Source organism: Ferruginibacter profundus, assembly GCF_054783275.1.
Window position 1 is genome coordinate 312,963 of the sequence record NZ_BAAGQW010000002.1, and the last position, 14,946, is coordinate 327,908.

Consider the following 14,946-nt stretch of genomic DNA (forward strand, 5'->3'; position numbering starts at 1 on the left):
TCAGCAAACTATAAGAAAATAAATTTTATTTTAAATATACAGCTATGAAAAAGATTGCAGTCATGTTGATATTGAGTTTTGGATTAAGTATGACTCCTATACAGCAAAGCCATGCTCAGATTGGCATCATAAAAGAAATATTAATTAAAATTATTAAAGCGATAGACCTGGCCGTACAGAAAGTACAGAATAAAACCATCTGGTTACAGAATGCTCAGAAAAAGCTGGAGAATGTCATGTCTAAATTAAAGCTGGATGAAATCACCGACTGGGTGGAAAAGCAACGTAAGTTGTATAAGGATTATTTTGAAGAATTGCAGAAAGTGAAAAACATCATTGCTTATTACCAGCGTATCAAAGACCTCACACAGAAAAATATATTACTGGTAGATGCCTACAAAAAAGCCTTTGCCTTATTTAAAAAAGATCAGCATTTTACTGCGGCTGAAATTGCTTATATGGAAAAAGTGTATGCAGGCATTCTGGAACAAAGCGCTAAAAACATTGACCAGATTTTCATAGTGATCAATTCATTCAGCACACAAATGTCCGATGCCAAGCGGTTAGAAATTATAGACGGGGCTGCAGAACATGTAGATAAAAACTATGCCGACCTGGTACAATTTAATACCCAGAATAAATTACTCAGCCTGCACCGGGCAAAAGATCAGCAGGACATTGATGTGGTAAGGGCATTGTATGGCATTAAATAAAAAGTTATGAAAAAGTTATTCATTACGGTCACCATTATATTCGCTTCTTTAATGTCCTCTTATGGACAATCCAAGCAGGTAAAATTATACCTGAAACAAATTGGATTGAACGAAGTACTGATCAGCTACCTGAAAAAGGCAATGGCAATCGCTAAGTTCGGACTCACTACTATTGGCGATATTAAGAATGGTGAGTTTAGCCTTCACCGTATTTTCTTTGATAAACTAAAAGCCGTCAATCCAAAAATAAAAAAACTGGCAAAAGTAGCAGACATTGTTACCCTACAGGTTCAGATCATTAAACATTATCAAAGCAGTTATAAACAAATAAAGGCCAGCCAGCAGTTCACCAATACTGAAATCAAATATATCTATTCAGTATTCAGCAGGCTTCTTGACGATACAGGCAATAACCTGGAAGAACTGTATAATGTATTGGCTGCAGACCAATACCAAATGACTGACGATGAGAGGATAAAACGTATTGATGAACTGTATATTCAAATGCAAAACAGTTACGTGTTTACCCAACACTTCATTAAGGAAACACTGGTGATGGCTATGCAGCGAATGAAAGAAGGCAATGAAGTAAAACAAAGCAGGGATTGGTATGGAATCAAATAAAAGCATTTTTTAAAATCAAATGATGCACCATGAAAAAGATAATCATCATACTCTTCTTATCCGTAAGTACCATAAAAGCAAGTGCTCAGGCGGAAGAATTGCAGCAGCTGGCTTTGAATATTGAAAAGCTGGCCCAGTTCAAACAAATCTTAAGTGACCTTAAAAAGGCGTATGAAATCTTATATGGAGGTTATACCACCATCAAAAATATTTCCGAAGGTAACTTCAACTTGCATCAAACATTTTTGGATGGCTTACTGAAAGTAAGTCCTGCGGTTCAGAAATATAAAAAGGTAGCAGATATTATCAGTCTTCAGATACAATTAGTCAAAGAGTACAAAGCAGCCTTCACCCGGTTTAAAAACAATAACTGGTTCAGACCGGAAGAGATTGATTATATCAGCAAAGTATATAGCAACCTGTTTAAAAAAAGTCTGCAACATTTGGATGACCTGGCAAAAGTTTTAACTGCCAATCAATTGCGGATGTCCGATGACGAGCGGCTGAACCGCATTGATCAGATTTTTTCCGGCATGCAGGATAAGATAGTTTTTCTGCGATATTTTAATAGCAATACTTCCATACTGGGCATCCAGCGTTCCAAAGAAAAATCAGACGTGGACATAATGCAAAAACTACATCATGTGAAATAAGTAAAACAAATTTTATGAGAAAGTGCGTGAGGGTTGCTGTAATAGCAACAGTGGGAATGATGATTCCATGTTTATTACAGGCGCAAGTCGCCACAGAAATTCACAGCCTGCATTCGGTGCTGGATGCATTATATGATGATATGATGCCCATGTGCAGTCAATTGATTGGTGTGGGTCGTGGCATTGCAGGATTTGCAGCTACCTGGTATATTGCAACCAGAGTATGGCGGCATATCAGTAATGCAGAGCCCATCGACTTTTATCCATTGTTCCGGCCATTTGTTCTGGGTTTTGCAGTCCTCATCTTCCCATCTGTAATAGCAATGATCAATGGGGTAATGAAACCCACCGTTACCGCAACAGAAGGCATGGTGGAAAATTCAGACAAGGCCATCGCAGCTTTATTAAAAGCAAAGGAAGCCGCCATCAAGAAAACCATTTATTGGCAAATGTATGTCGGATCTACTGGTGAAGGGGATCGAGATCAATGGTACAGATACACACACGATGATGAGGATCCATCAAAAGAAGGTTGGATTGCAGGCGTGGGCAATTCGGTACAATTTGCCATGAGTAAATTCTATTACAATTTTAAGAACTCCATTAAGGAATGGTTATCTGAAATCTTAAAAGTTTTTTATGAGGCGGCTGCCTTGTGCATTAATACCATCCGCACTTTTAACCTGGTTGTACTGGCAATATTAGGTCCCCTTGTATTTGGCATTGCGGTCTTTGATGGATTCCAGCATACCCTCACTTCGTGGCTTGCCCGTTATTTAAATTTTTTCCTCTGGCTACCGGTAGCCAATATTTTTGGAGCCATCATGGGTAAGATCCAGGAGAATATGCTCAAGCTGGATATTTCCCAAATCGAAACACAAGGCGACACGTTCTTCTCTTCTACCGATATGGCCTACCTGGTATTTATGATCATTGGTATTGCAGGGTATTTTACTATTCCCAGCGTAGCCAATTATATTATTCAGGCAGGGAGTCAGAACAGTTTCCTGCATAAAGTAACATCCGGCTTTAATGCCACTTCAAGAAGTGTAACCAACAACACCATTGCTGCAGGTGGTGCAATAGTGAATAGTGTTTCCAATAGTTTTTCATCTGGCAATGGTAATGGTAGCAGCGAGTATATGAAAAACAGGTTATCAGGCAAATAAGTTAACGGATAAAAAGAAACGAAGATGTTTAAACAAATGAAAAATATTGACAGTGCTTTTAAATATGTAAGAACGTTTAGTATGCTCCTGATCATTGCCTGTGTCGGTATTTGCTGCTTCTCGGTATATAAAAGTTTTCAGTTGGTCAGCCATATCCAATCCAAGATCTATATTCTATCCAATGGCAAGGCACTGGAAGCCAGTATGGGTGAACGAAAAGATAATATCCCGGTGGAAGCAAAGGATCATATTAAGACCTTTCACCAGTATTTTTTCACCCTTGACCCGGATGAAAAACTGATCCAGGCAAATATTACCAAAGCATTATACCTAGCTGACATTTCAGCGAAGCGGCAGTATGATAATTTAAAAGAGAGCGGATACTTCACCAATATCATTTCAGGGAATATCAGCCAGACTATCAGTATCGACAGTGTTATGGTGGACCTTAATCAATCGCCTTATTATTTCCGGTGCTATGGCACGCAGTCTATTGTTCGTACCACCAGTACCGTAACACGCAGTTTAATCACAGAAGGATACCTGCGAAACATTTCCCGTTCTGATAATAATCCACATGGATTTTTAATTGAGCGATGGGCAACTATTTTAAATAAAGACATTAAAGTTCAAAACAGGTAATCATGTTTAATTTATTTAAAAGAAAAAAGAAAATTCCGGAAGCTAGTCCATTACAGGATAAGATGGTAAATGGAATCGTTGGAAAGGTTACCACTTTCCAGTTAAGATGGGCTTCATTTATGCAGCGAAGCAGTGAGCGTTTTTCGGTCAGGGCTAAAAAATACGTCACTGCGATAGTGGTATTACTTGGCTCGTTGTATAGCCTATACATTATTGCATCAAGTATTATTCAGAAACCAAAAAAAGCATACCGAATTGCTACAATTCATATCCCTGCATACGCTACCAAAACCGGCGAGGAAAAATTATTTAGTAATAATCTCATCCCTGAAAAGGAATACAATAAAATAATATGCTTCCATCTGTATATAGATAGCCTTAATCAAACTACAAAAGGAAAGAGAATTGCTGACAGCATCCTGCTAAAAAGACCGGGATTAATGGACAGTACATTTCAACTCAAAAAATTATATGAATTACAACAAACATTAAAAAAGTAAATTATGAAACAGCTGACAACAAAAATGCTGCGGCAAAGAAAAATGCTGCTGATCTTACCGGCACTAGTGCTTCCATTCATCACTATGGCTTTCTGGGCACTGGGTGGTGGCAAAGATGGACAAAACGAAACCGTCAAAACAACAACAGGATTAAACCTGGAATTACCGGGAGCTGCACTCAAAGATGACAAGTCAATGGACAAGATGGCTTATTATGATAAGGCACAATCAGATTCGGAAAAGATCATGCAACAGATGAAGGATGATCCTTATTTTGTTAAACCTCCTGTGGCAGCGGACAGTATTCTGGCGGCTTTTTCTGAAAGAAATCCTTCTGTCACTGCTAACAGAAATTCAAATCAGGGATACAGTAATGGCTATACCAATAGCCCATATACAGACCCCAATGAAACCAAGGTATATCAAAAACTGGCACAATTAAATGCAGCACTAAAATCAAATGGCAACACTACTGCAAGTCAAACAGACAATACAAATCTGTACAATCAAACGGGAGCAGGGTCAATCGATGTCGACAGGCTGGAACAAATGCTGCAATCTGCGACCGGCAATAAATCCGAAGATCCGGAAATGAAACAGTTGAGTGGCATGCTGGAAAAGATACTGGACATTCAACACCCGGAAAGAGTAACTGAAAAATTAAAAGTGAATGCGCCGGTAAATAAAGAAACCATTTTCTCAGTAAATAAAGAAGTATACAAATCTACTTTCAGTTTATTGGATACTCCAGTCACTCAGCAACTCCCCTCTCCCGCTGAAAGCTTCTTTGGAACTACAGAAGCCAACGAAAATACTACACAGAATGCGATCGAAGCTGTCGTGCATGAAACCCAAACATTGGTATCAGGAGCTGTGATCAAACTCAGGCTATGTTCGCCGGTATATATCAGTGAGCATTGTATTCCAAAAGGGAATTTTGTATTCGGCAACGTAACACTAAATAATGAGCGTTTGGAAATCAATATCAATTCCATAAGAGAAGGCAATTCTCTTTTCCCGGTTAAGATGGAAGTATATGATATGGATGGATTGGCGGGTATTTATATACCTGGTGCTATCAGCCGTGATGTGGCCAAACAATCAACTGATAATGCCCTGCAGTCTGTGGCACTGGGAAGTCTCGATCCCTCAATTGGAGCGCAGGCTGCAGGCGCAGGAATTGAAACCGCAAAAAACCTGTTAAGTAAAAAAGTTAAACTGGTTAAGGTGCAGGTGAAAGCAGGTTATCGGATCTTATTAAAAGATAAACAACAATAATTTTTGAAAATTAAAAATCATCATCATGAAATATTTAATCATCATTCTCACCAGTTGCCTGTTACAATTATTGGGCAATGCACAAACGGTACAAATCAGCACTGATAAGACCACCACCCTTGTATTTCCATTCGCCATCCGTCATGTGGACCGGGGCACGAAGGATATATTAATACAACCTGTAAAAGATGCAGACAATATTCTACTGGTAAAAGCAGCCACCAAGGATTTCCAGTTTACCAATTTAAGTGTAGTTACTACTGATGGCAGCGTATATGCCTTCCCTGTTCAATATGCCGAAACACCGGCCATTTGGATTTACCAGGTTCCGGTACAACAGCAGGTTCCCCTATCGGAATATGCCAGAGGTATTGCAGATAATCCTTTAACGCTTCGTGGTATCCGTACCCACAGCTGGGATGTTGAAGGGCAGGTTGCAGGAATTTACATAAAAGACAATACTATTTATTATCAGCTCTGGATAAGCAATAATAGTCCGCTTAATTATGATATAGATTTTCTGCGCTTTTATATCAGGGACAAGCATAAAAGCAAAAGGACTGCCACCCAGGAGAATGAGTTGCAGTCATTATTCATTGCAGGCAATATTAAACAAGTGAAAGCAAATAGTAAAAACAGTATCGTGGTTGCACTGGAAAAATTCACCATTCCGGATGCCAAATATTTAGCCATTGAGATCAACGAAAAAAATGGTGGCAGGCATTTACTGCTCAGGGTACATAATAACAAAATTATTAAAGCCATTACACTTCCGGATTTGCAATGAATAATGAACATGTTATTTCAGATGAAGTGCTGGAACTATGCAATGATGCATTGGTAAGAGGCGAAAACTGGATGGCCTATAATGGCTCCCTGTATTTCATTGAAAAGGATGATATACAATTTTTTAAATCGCAAACTGATGCCCAAGAATTTGCATTTTATAATCATAGTGACCGTGACCATTACGCAGTCATTCATTTTGAATCACTCTGGGATGTATTTAATAAAATTCCTTATGGCACAACTACTTCCGGACTTTCAAATAACCCTGACGCTAATGGTTTATACAATTATGAAGGCAACAAGTTTACTGATGCATTGATTGAAAACATGGAACAACAATCAATAAAATTTAATTCACAAATAAAAATAAGTATTATGAACAACGAGAATTTAAAGTATTTGACAGATAATATCAAATACATGGGCTTTGGTGAAAATCTTAAAGATGCCCTTGAAAAAAACATGTTTGAAGGCAAGCCTGAATTTCAATTGAAGTACAATGCGGAGATCAACAAAAAACCATTTGAAGCCACATTGAATTTTAAAAAGTCTGATCAAACAGACATGTATTTTTTCAACAGTTATAATGCCTCCCTGCAAAAAAACAATGGTGAAAAAATGGAACAAACCTTTTACATCAATAAGGGCAAAGGCATTACCTCAAAGGAGGCCTTCAATTTACTGGATGGCCGTGCCGTGCACAAAGACCTTGTAACTAAGGAAAACCAGCCTTATAAAGCCTGGTTGCAACTGGACTTAGGCAATAAGGACAACAAAAACAACTTTGAAGTAAAGCAGTACCATGAAAACTATGGTTTTGATTTGAAAACAGCGGTTGGGAAATTTGCCATTGCAGAATTAAAGGATCCCGAAAAAGAAAAAGCATTAATGCAATCATTACAGAAAGGAAACGTGCAATCTGTAACCATTGAAAAGGATGGCAGCAGTCACAAAATGTTTATTGAAGCTGATCCCCAGTTTAAAAAGGTTAACCTGTATGATTCCAACATGAAAATGGTTGCAAAGGAATCAGTAGAGAAATATCAATCCGTTGGTAAAACAGAAGCCGGCAAAGCTGTAAAGGAAGATATGGGCAATGATAAAAAAAAAGAGCTGAGCAAGGAAGTGAAGCCGGGTAAAGAACTATTGGGCAAACAAAAAGACAACACGCTATTGCCCAAAAAAAGAGAAAGCCATAAAAAAGGTTTAGGAGTATCTTAAAAAATACTCCTCACTCCTTTTACTAAAAAGCATTATCATGAACATCGAAAATATCATTTCATTAGAGAAACAGTTGCACTCTCTGGGTTTTGAAAACACCGGGAATTTTTTATTAAAAAGAATTTGTTTTAAGCCTGATCATTTTTTTCTGCCGCAAAAAATTGAGAAAGATAATGAGCAATTAGTTTTTCAATTTTTCATTGAAAAGGACATCAAACAAGATGCTTATCTATTAAAGTACTATGACGCAACTCTTCAAGCAGGATTGAGTGCAAACAATTCAATTATCAATAATATTGATATAATCAATCTTGAAAATTTGATGAAAGAAGTTGATTGGAAAAATGCATTTGACTTTTCTTCCAAAAAGCAATTGAACTGGAATGACAAGGCAAGTTGGGAAAAAGAACTGCAATTGGAAGCAGTTATGGAAAATATATCCAGACTGGAAATAACTGAAGAAGGTTTCGCAATTGCTGCTGGCCTTAAACTGAGATATTGGCGAGGCGCCCCATACCAGGAATTATTTGGTAACATCAATCCTGTAAAAAACAAATCTGATATAAGCCAGCGCTTTTATCTTTTTGAGGGACAGGTTGGCATATCTGTGGATGAAGCTTATCGCTTCTTAAAGAACCGTTTGTTAGAAAAACAAATTCACTTAAAAAGAAAACACACGAACAACCAGGAAGCTGATGAAACAGAAAATGAGTCTCAGGGTTCAGATAGCAAAGGATTACTTAAAAAAAAGCGTGGCGTGAATTCCAAATATTCTAAACGCAATATTTCAGTTTGAAATTAATATTTAAGTGATGGAACTTTTTCCAGCAATGACTAAATTCTATGAAGCTATTGAAGATGATGTAAGGATCGGAACCACACACATTAGCCTTTATATGGCTTTATTGCAACAATGGAATTTAAGTGGAGGTGTCAATCCTGTAATTATTTTAAGAAGAAGTATAATGAAGTTTGCCAAAATAAATGCCCGTTATACTTATAACAAGTGTATGAATAATTTACATGAATTTGGCTACATTTATTATTATCCATCGCATAATTGTTTTGACAATAGTAAAGTCTATTTAAAAGGCCTGTAGTAAATGTAATTTCATTTAAATCGATGTTCCACTCTCCAATTATACAAAAAATATCACCTTCACAAGCCCGCAAAGTTTTGGCAGACAACGGATTATTTGTTAATGAAAATGAGGCGAAAATTATGCTCGATTTTTTGTATAATTTAGCATACCTAACGAAAACGGTTTTTTATGAAAAAAGCAATTCTCTATGTACGGGTAAGCACAGAGGAGCAAACAAAAGGATATAGCCAGCGTAGCCAGGAAGAAACCTTACTACGCTATTGCAGCATTAACAACTACCATGTTCTTGCCACCTATATTGAAGATGCCAGTGCTAAAACTTTTGAACGACCACAGTTCAATAAAATGTTGCTTCAGTTGAGGAAGTTTAAGCATTCAGCTAACCTGATTCTTTTTACAAAATGGGATAGATTCAGCAGGAATGCTGCTGATGCATATCAGATGATAAAACTACTCAATAATCTTGGTGCTGAGCCGCAGGCAGTAGAACAGCCACTTGATCTTGAAATTCCGGAAAACAAAATAATGCTTGCATTTTATCTCGCTTCACCTGAGGTGGAAAATGACCGCCGTGCTTTGAATGTAATTGCGGGGCAACGCCGTGCACAAAAAGAAGGCCGTTGTATGGGTAAGGCCCCGTTTGGTTATGATAATCTGACAACTCCTGACGGCAGAAGATATATTGCGCCGAATAAAGATGCGCCAATGGCCAAATGGATCTTTGAACAACTGGCGACCGGAAAATATACATCTGAAAGTATTTTAAAAAAGGCGCAAGAGCGTGGTTTTAATCTCCAGAAAAATGGGTTTTGGACTCTTTTAAGAAACCCCATTTATATGGGGAAAATAATAGTAAAGGCTTATAAAACTGAAGCGGCTCAAATGGTGCAAGGACTTCATACCGCAATCATCAGCGAGGCGTTGTTTTATGATGTCCAGGCGTTTTTAGATGGTCGTCGCAGGTACCAGGTAGTATCTATCGGAGCCCCTGAAAAATTCCCGCTTAGAGGAAGCATTATATGCTCTAAAGACGGCCGGCTGCTAACAGCAAGCAGTAGTCGTGGAAGAAAACAATATTACGATTATTATCATTGTAGCAGTGCCTGCGGTGTTCGTTTTAAGGCAGAAATTGTCAATAATGCCATGATAAAAGAATTACAAAAATATAAACCGGATCCGGCTGTAAAGGAATTGTACAAATTGACATTGAAAGATGTATATGACCAAGCCGGCAATGACAGAAATAAGACCATCAATTCCCTCAAAGAAGAAATAAACCGCCTCAACTCCAGGGAATCTAAGGCCCGAGAATTAATGTTGAGCGACAGCATCGAAGCGGACGATTTTCGAACCATTAAAAAGGAATGTGAACAAGGAATAATTAAGGCCGAACAACAAATAGCTGATATGAATACCTTCACTAATATTCAACCGCTTATAGAGAAATCACTGGTTGTTCTGGAGACTATTGATTCATTATATACTTCCGGCAATGCAGAGGTTAAAAGAAATATAGTTGGTTCGATGTTTCCTGAAAAATTGGAATTTGACGGAGAACACTTTCGAACCACCAGAGTGAACGAAGCTGTCAAGCTAATATACAATGTGGGCATGGCTTTCAGCCAAAATAAAAGAGGACAAAAACAGGAATTTTCTGCTTTGTCCTCTTGGGGGTAATCGAGGGGGCTCGAACCCCCGACCCTCAGAATCACAATCTGATGCTCTAACCAACTGAGCTACGACTACCGTTTTTTATTGGACGGCAAAAATAATGAAAAACTTTTCTCCCCCAAAATTACATTTTGAGTAAGCGGTGTAAAAATGCTTTCTTTGCACCCAAAATAAGCAAATCATGCAGTGGACTCATTATATTATTCCTGTTCTTTTATCGGCATTTACCGGTTGGGTTACCACATGGATCGCTATTAAAATGTTGTTTCACCCACGTAACCCGATCAATATTTTCGGATTTAAACTACAGGGAATTTTTCCCAAGAACCAGCAACTGATAGCCCAAAAGCTGGGCCAGGTGGTGAGTAAAGAGTTTTTATCCTTTGCCGAAATTGAAGCCAAAGTGACCAACCCCGAAAATATCCAGCTTTTGAAACCAGAGATTGAGGCGCATATTGACAAGTTTTTAAGAGAAAAATTAAAAGAGGTTTTCCCTATGCTTTCTATGTTAATTGGAGAAAAGACCATTACCCAGCTTAAGGACGCTTTTTTAATGGAGCTGGAGCATCTTTTTCCCGTTCTGATGAAAAGTTATATGACCAAATTGGAAAAAGACCTTGACCTGGAAAAAATTGTTACCGATAAAGTTGCCAGCTTTTCCTCTGAAAAACTGGAGGATATATTGAACCAGATCACAAAAAGAGAATTCCAGTTTTTAGAAGTGATCGGTGGTTTTTTTGGCCTTTTGATTGGCCTTTTACAGGTACTGATACAGGTGCTGAGTAACTGATAATAATTCCCCGACGCCATCTGCAACTCCACAAGTTATACTACCATTCATCATGTAAGGGTATTGCAACTGAACTTTTGAGAGCACCTTTGCGTTTTATTGCCAAACCGACAGTTTTTTAACAGAAAAGCGTCTAAACTACATCTAACATTAAAACTACAATATGAACTTTTTTAGAATTTGTTTTAGCCTGGTATTGATTTCTTTAGTCACGAATGTACAGGCACAAATGCCATCAGGAGCCGGCCGTGGGCAAATGGGCAGCGGGCAGAATATGAATCTGGGGCATTTTTATGGCAAGATCATCGATTCTGCTACAAATAAACCAATTGATGCGGCTTCGGTACAGCTGATCCAGAATAAGCTGGATACAATGACTAAAAAAAGAAGAGATGTGGTGGTTAGCGGTATGCTTACAACTAAAAAGGGCGAATTCAGCCTGGAGAATTTAAATATCATGGCGCAGTATAAATTAAAAATTACCGCCATTGGCTATAAAACCATCGAAAGAAAAGTTGCCTTTGCCCTGAATATGTCGGGCATGAAGAATGGTGATATGAGCGGAATGTTAAATAGCGTGGATAAAGACCTTGGTAATATTAAGCTGGAAGTGGATGCACTGCAACTGCAAAATGTAACTGTAGTTTCTAATAAGCCATTACTTACCATGAGTATTGACCGTAAGGTTTTTAATGTAGAAAAAAATCTTACCAGTGTTGGCGGAACTGCGGTAGATGTAATGAAGAATGTACCCAGCGTAAATGTGGATATTGATGGTAATGTAACCATGCGTAATGCTGCACCCCAGATATTTGTTGACGGCAGGCCTACCACCATGACGTTGGACCAGATACCTGCTGATGCCATTGCATCTGTAGAACTGATCACCAACCCCAGTGCAAAATATGATGCCAGCGGCGGTGGGGCAGGTATATTGAATATTGTATTAAAGAAGAATCGCAAAGCTGGTTATAATGGTAATGTAAGGGCCAGCATTGATAGCCGTGGAAGGCCCGGCTTTGGTGGCGATATTAATGTAAAGCAGGAAAAGGTAAACTTTTTTGCAGCAGGAATGCTGGGTGTGCGCAAGTCGTTAAGTGATGTAACAACTGAGCGTACTGATTTTTTCACTAACAGTACTGCCCACTCGCTACAGATGAACAACCCCGTTAACAAGGGTTTCTTTTCATTCGGCAGAATTGGTATGGATTATTTTTTAAACAACAGGAATACTTTTACCATTGGTGGTAATATTGTAAGAGGACAGTTTAAGACAAAGGATTTTTTAAACAGTGTTAATGATACTACTTACTCTTCCGGTTCGGTACATGAAACTGCTACCCGTGCTTCTAACAGCATTGGTAATTTCAGGAATTATGGCAGCACTTTCAGTTATAAACACAATTATGCAAAAGCCGGCAAAGAATTAACAGCTGATGTGAATTTTAACTACAGTAAGAATGATAATGAATCTGACAATGATCAGAAACAATATACTTCTGCCAATAGCCTGAAAGGGTTGAATCTTTTTCAAAATACCACTGGTGGAGGAACTACAAAATTTCTTACTGTACAAACAGATTACAGTAACCCTATTACTGAAAAAATGAAAATTGAATTTGGTGCAAGGGCGTCGTTCAGGGATTTTACCAGCTTTAATACCATCACCAATATTTATAAGGATTACAGTAACGGACAAATTCTATTTGGCAGCAATACCATTTCCAATTATAAATTTACAGATGCCGTTTATGCAGGCTATACCACTTTTTCGCAGCAGCTCAATAAATTTACTTACCAGTTAGGTTTAAGATTGGAAAGCAGTGAATACAATGGTAACCTGATCACTAAAAATCAGAAGTTCAGCAACAGTTATCCTTTCAGTTTATTCCCCAGTGCATTCTTTACCTATAAACTTACCGATAAGCAGGATATGCAGCTGAATTATTCCAGGAAGATCAACAGGCCTAACTTTTTCCAGTTGATCCCTTTTGTTGATGTAACTGATCCGTTGAATATTTCAAAAGGTAATCCTGACCTGATACCTGAATTCACCAACCTGGCAGAATTATCTTACCAGAACCAGTTATCGAATAAGCATTCTTTTTTAACCACCTTGTATTTCCGTAATACCAACGATCTCATCACCCGTTATCAATACCGTGATGCCAATCCTAACCCGGCAATATCAGACAGTGCTACATTTAATACCTATGCCAATGCCAACAGCAGCTTCACCTACGGCCTTGAGTTAACAGTAAGGGATAAATTTATCAGCTGGTGGGATCTGTCGACCAATTTAAATTTATATAAAACAGAACTGAAAGCAGGTAATATTCCGGGCAGTACAAATCAATCGCAGGTAAGCTGGTTTGCCAAGATCAATAACAGTTTTAAACTCCCTAAAAATTATTCTATCCAGCTAAGCGGCGATTACCAGGCCAAAACACTGGTACCGGCCAGCAGCAGTGGCGGTGGTATGGGTGGCCGTGGCGGCGGTGGCATGATGGGTGGCGGTGGTTTTGGCCAGGCTTCACCAGGTGCACAGGGCTATATTAAACCCAACTATGGTGTTGATATTGCCATTAAAAAAGATTTCATGAAAAATAATGCTGCCTCATTAACATTACAAATGAGTGATGTATTCAGAACAAAACTGAGTGCCACCCATGCTGAAAGCTCTTTCCTGATATATGACACAGAGCGCCGCCGTGATTCGCAGGTAGCAAGGTTAAGCTTTAACTGGCGTTTTGGAAAGGTTGATGTATCGTTGTTTAAACGTAAAAATATGAAAGGTGAAATGGACAGCATGCAAAATGCACAGCAGGGAATGGGGAACTAATAACGTGAATCGTCAATAGTGACATGTGAATGGAGGCCTGTAAATAATCAATACTACAAATTAAAAAGAGCAACATTTTGAATGTTGCTCTTTTTAATTTATTTAATGCAGCATATTAAATAAATTTGCCGGAATATGCCTTTGCCAAACACCATTACGGTAATCACCATTTGTTTCAATAACCTGCAGGATGTAATTGCCACCTGCCAATCGGTGGATATGCAGGAGCAGCAACCGTTTGAACATTATGTCATTGATGGGTCAAGCACCGCCGAAATAAAAAACTTTCTTGAAAATAATCCACAGCCGGCTTACCGTAAATGGCTATGTGAACCCGATAATGGTATTTACGATGCCATCAACAAAGGTATTCAACATGCTTCGGGCAATATTTTAGTGATGCTTAATTCAGGGGACACTTTTTTTGATGCTAAAGCTATTGCTCATGCAGTTGCGGCTTTTGATACCGATCCCTCGTTACAATGGCTGCACAGTAAATACAAACTGCTGAGAGGCAATCAATGGGTGATCATCGGTAAACCTTTTGAGAAAAGTAAATTATACCGTGGTATGAGGAGTATCTGCCATCAGACCATGTTTGTAAAAAAGCAATTACATGATCAATACGGCTTGTACAGCACCACCGAAAAAATTGCGGCGGATTATGATTTTCTTTGCCGTATTGCAGAGGAGAAATTTATTTTTTTAGAAATCCCATTGGTAAATTTTGCTCCTTCAGGGATCAGCAGCAGCGGGTATTTTCATTCTCTTGCAGAAATAAAAAAAGTTTATGAAAGGCATTTTGGAAAAAGCCTTTGGCTGAACTTATGGCAAATAAGATTGAAAACATTATTTCATTTACTGCACTCCCCTGTTGGTAATTTTTTGTACAAAATTAAAACCCGGTTAAAGCTTGAAAATTTGTAGTTTGCAATTTTGTAGTTACTTCAT

Annotated in this window: 15 protein-coding genes and 1 tRNA gene; 15 read left to right on the forward strand and 1 reads right to left on the reverse strand. The window is 38.4% G+C overall.

Annotated elements, in window-relative coordinates; all coding sequences use genetic code 11:
• Positions 1-44: 44 nt before the first annotated feature.
• The 12 genes from ACYVM0_RS11505 to ACYVM0_RS11560 all read left to right on the forward strand — a co-directional run bounded on the left by ACYVM0_RS11505 (position 45) and on the right by ACYVM0_RS11560 (position 10,369).
• Entirely contained in the window at positions 45-713 is a 669-nt protein-coding gene (locus tag ACYVM0_RS11505; protein WP_460557144.1) for a conjugal transfer protein TraI, read from the forward strand.
• Positions 714-719: 6 nt separating this feature from the next.
• Positions 720-1,337, forward strand: a complete 618-nt coding sequence (locus ACYVM0_RS11510) for a hypothetical protein (protein ID WP_460557146.1) — start codon at positions 720-722, stop codon at positions 1,335-1,337.
• Positions 1,338-1,366: 29 nt separating this feature from the next.
• On the forward strand, positions 1,367-1,990 hold the full coding sequence (locus tag ACYVM0_RS11515) for a TerB family tellurite resistance protein (RefSeq protein WP_460557148.1): 624 nt from the start codon (positions 1,367-1,369) through the stop codon (positions 1,988-1,990).
• 14 nt (positions 1,991-2,004) lie between these two features.
• Positions 2,005-3,159, forward strand: coding sequence for a conjugative transposon protein TraJ (traJ, locus tag ACYVM0_RS11520; RefSeq protein ID WP_460557150.1), 1,155 nt, complete (start codon positions 2,005-2,007; stop codon positions 3,157-3,159).
• A 24-nt stretch (positions 3,160-3,183) separates the two neighbouring features.
• Positions 3,184-3,801: a conjugative transposon protein TraK gene (gene traK / locus ACYVM0_RS11525; protein ID WP_460557152.1), complete on the forward strand. Its 618-nt coding sequence runs from the start codon at positions 3,184-3,186 to the stop codon at positions 3,799-3,801.
• A gap of 2 nt (positions 3,802-3,803) precedes the next feature.
• Positions 3,804-4,301, forward strand: coding sequence for a hypothetical protein (locus tag ACYVM0_RS11530; RefSeq protein WP_460557154.1), 498 nt, complete (start codon positions 3,804-3,806; stop codon positions 4,299-4,301).
• A gap of 3 nt (positions 4,302-4,304) precedes the next feature.
• On the forward strand, positions 4,305-5,579 hold the full coding sequence (traM, locus tag ACYVM0_RS11535; RefSeq protein ID WP_460557156.1) for a conjugative transposon protein TraM: 1,275 nt from the start codon (positions 4,305-4,307) through the stop codon (positions 5,577-5,579).
• A 25-nt stretch (positions 5,580-5,604) separates the two neighbouring features.
• Entirely contained in the window at positions 5,605-6,366 is a 762-nt protein-coding gene (locus ACYVM0_RS11540) for a DUF4138 domain-containing protein (protein WP_460557158.1), read from the forward strand.
• A complete protein-coding gene (locus tag ACYVM0_RS11545) occupies positions 6,363-7,589 on the forward strand; it encodes a hypothetical protein (protein WP_460557160.1) in 1,227 nt (408 codons plus the stop codon). The genes ACYVM0_RS11540 and ACYVM0_RS11545 overlap by 4 nt, the downstream gene beginning before the upstream one ends.
• 37 nt (positions 7,590-7,626) lie before the next feature.
• The gene (locus ACYVM0_RS11550; protein ID WP_460557162.1) at positions 7,627-8,385 is read left to right on the forward strand and encodes a hypothetical protein; all 759 of its coding nucleotides are present in this window, start codon (positions 7,627-7,629) and stop codon (positions 8,383-8,385) included.
• Positions 8,386-8,419: 34 nt separating this feature from the next.
• Positions 8,420-8,689, forward strand: coding sequence for a hypothetical protein (locus tag ACYVM0_RS11555; RefSeq protein WP_460557164.1), 270 nt, complete (start codon positions 8,420-8,422; stop codon positions 8,687-8,689).
• A gap of 171 nt (positions 8,690-8,860) precedes the next feature.
• Positions 8,861-10,369 (forward strand): recombinase family protein, encoded by a 1,509-nt coding sequence (locus ACYVM0_RS11560; protein ID WP_460557166.1) that lies wholly within the window; start codon positions 8,861-8,863, stop codon positions 10,367-10,369.
• On the opposite strand, the gene ACYVM0_RS11565 is transcribed toward ACYVM0_RS11560, so the two are convergent.
• Positions 10,361-10,439, reverse strand: a tRNA-His gene (locus tag ACYVM0_RS11565). The two genes, ACYVM0_RS11560 and ACYVM0_RS11565, sit on opposite strands and share 9 nt — an antisense overlap.
• Before the next feature lie 105 nt (positions 10,440-10,544).
• Between ACYVM0_RS11565 and ACYVM0_RS11570 the strand changes: the two genes are divergently transcribed.
• From ACYVM0_RS11570 to ACYVM0_RS11580, 3 genes are all read left to right on the forward strand, one after another.
• Complete coding sequence (locus ACYVM0_RS11570; protein WP_460557168.1) at positions 10,545-11,153, forward strand: DUF445 domain-containing protein; 609 nt, start codon at positions 10,545-10,547, stop codon at positions 11,151-11,153.
• A 163-nt stretch (positions 11,154-11,316) separates the two neighbouring features.
• Entirely contained in the window at positions 11,317-13,995 is a 2,679-nt protein-coding gene (locus tag ACYVM0_RS11575; protein WP_460557170.1) for a TonB-dependent receptor, read from the forward strand.
• Positions 13,996-14,130: 135 nt separating this feature from the next.
• On the forward strand, positions 14,131-14,922 hold the full coding sequence (locus tag ACYVM0_RS11580) for a glycosyltransferase family protein (protein WP_460557172.1): 792 nt from the start codon (positions 14,131-14,133) through the stop codon (positions 14,920-14,922).
• The last annotated feature ends 24 nt before the right edge of the window (positions 14,923-14,946 follow it).

Excerpts from the sequence above, each read along its gene's own strand:
- ACYVM0_RS11505 (WP_460557144.1), top strand. The coding sequence starts at position 45 with ATGAAAAAGATTGCAGTCATGTTGATATTGAGTTTTGGATTAAGTATG.
- ACYVM0_RS11510 (WP_460557146.1), top strand. The coding sequence starts at position 720 with ATGAAAAAGTTATTCATTACGGTCACCATTATATTCGCTTCTTTAATG.
- ACYVM0_RS11515 (WP_460557148.1), top strand. The coding sequence starts at position 1,367 with ATGAAAAAGATAATCATCATACTCTTCTTATCCGTAAGTACCATAAAA.
- traJ (WP_460557150.1), top strand. The coding sequence starts at position 2,005 with ATGAGAAAGTGCGTGAGGGTTGCTGTAATAGCAACAGTGGGAATGATG.
- traK (WP_460557152.1), top strand. The coding sequence starts at position 3,184 with ATGTTTAAACAAATGAAAAATATTGACAGTGCTTTTAAATATGTAAGA.
- ACYVM0_RS11530 (WP_460557154.1), top strand. The coding sequence starts at position 3,804 with ATGTTTAATTTATTTAAAAGAAAAAAGAAAATTCCGGAAGCTAGTCCA.
- traM (WP_460557156.1), top strand. The coding sequence starts at position 4,305 with ATGAAACAGCTGACAACAAAAATGCTGCGGCAAAGAAAAATGCTGCTG.
- ACYVM0_RS11540 (WP_460557158.1), top strand. The coding sequence starts at position 5,605 with ATGAAATATTTAATCATCATTCTCACCAGTTGCCTGTTACAATTATTG.
- ACYVM0_RS11545 (WP_460557160.1), top strand. The coding sequence starts at position 6,363 with ATGAATAATGAACATGTTATTTCAGATGAAGTGCTGGAACTATGCAAT.
- ACYVM0_RS11550 (WP_460557162.1), top strand. The coding sequence starts at position 7,627 with ATGAACATCGAAAATATCATTTCATTAGAGAAACAGTTGCACTCTCTG.
- ACYVM0_RS11555 (WP_460557164.1), top strand. The coding sequence starts at position 8,420 with ATGACTAAATTCTATGAAGCTATTGAAGATGATGTAAGGATCGGAACC.
- ACYVM0_RS11560 (WP_460557166.1), top strand. The coding sequence starts at position 8,861 with ATGAAAAAAGCAATTCTCTATGTACGGGTAAGCACAGAGGAGCAAACA.
- ACYVM0_RS11570 (WP_460557168.1), top strand. The coding sequence starts at position 10,545 with ATGCAGTGGACTCATTATATTATTCCTGTTCTTTTATCGGCATTTACC.
- ACYVM0_RS11575 (WP_460557170.1), top strand. The coding sequence starts at position 11,317 with ATGAACTTTTTTAGAATTTGTTTTAGCCTGGTATTGATTTCTTTAGTC.
- ACYVM0_RS11580 (WP_460557172.1), top strand. The coding sequence starts at position 14,131 with ATGCCTTTGCCAAACACCATTACGGTAATCACCATTTGTTTCAATAAC.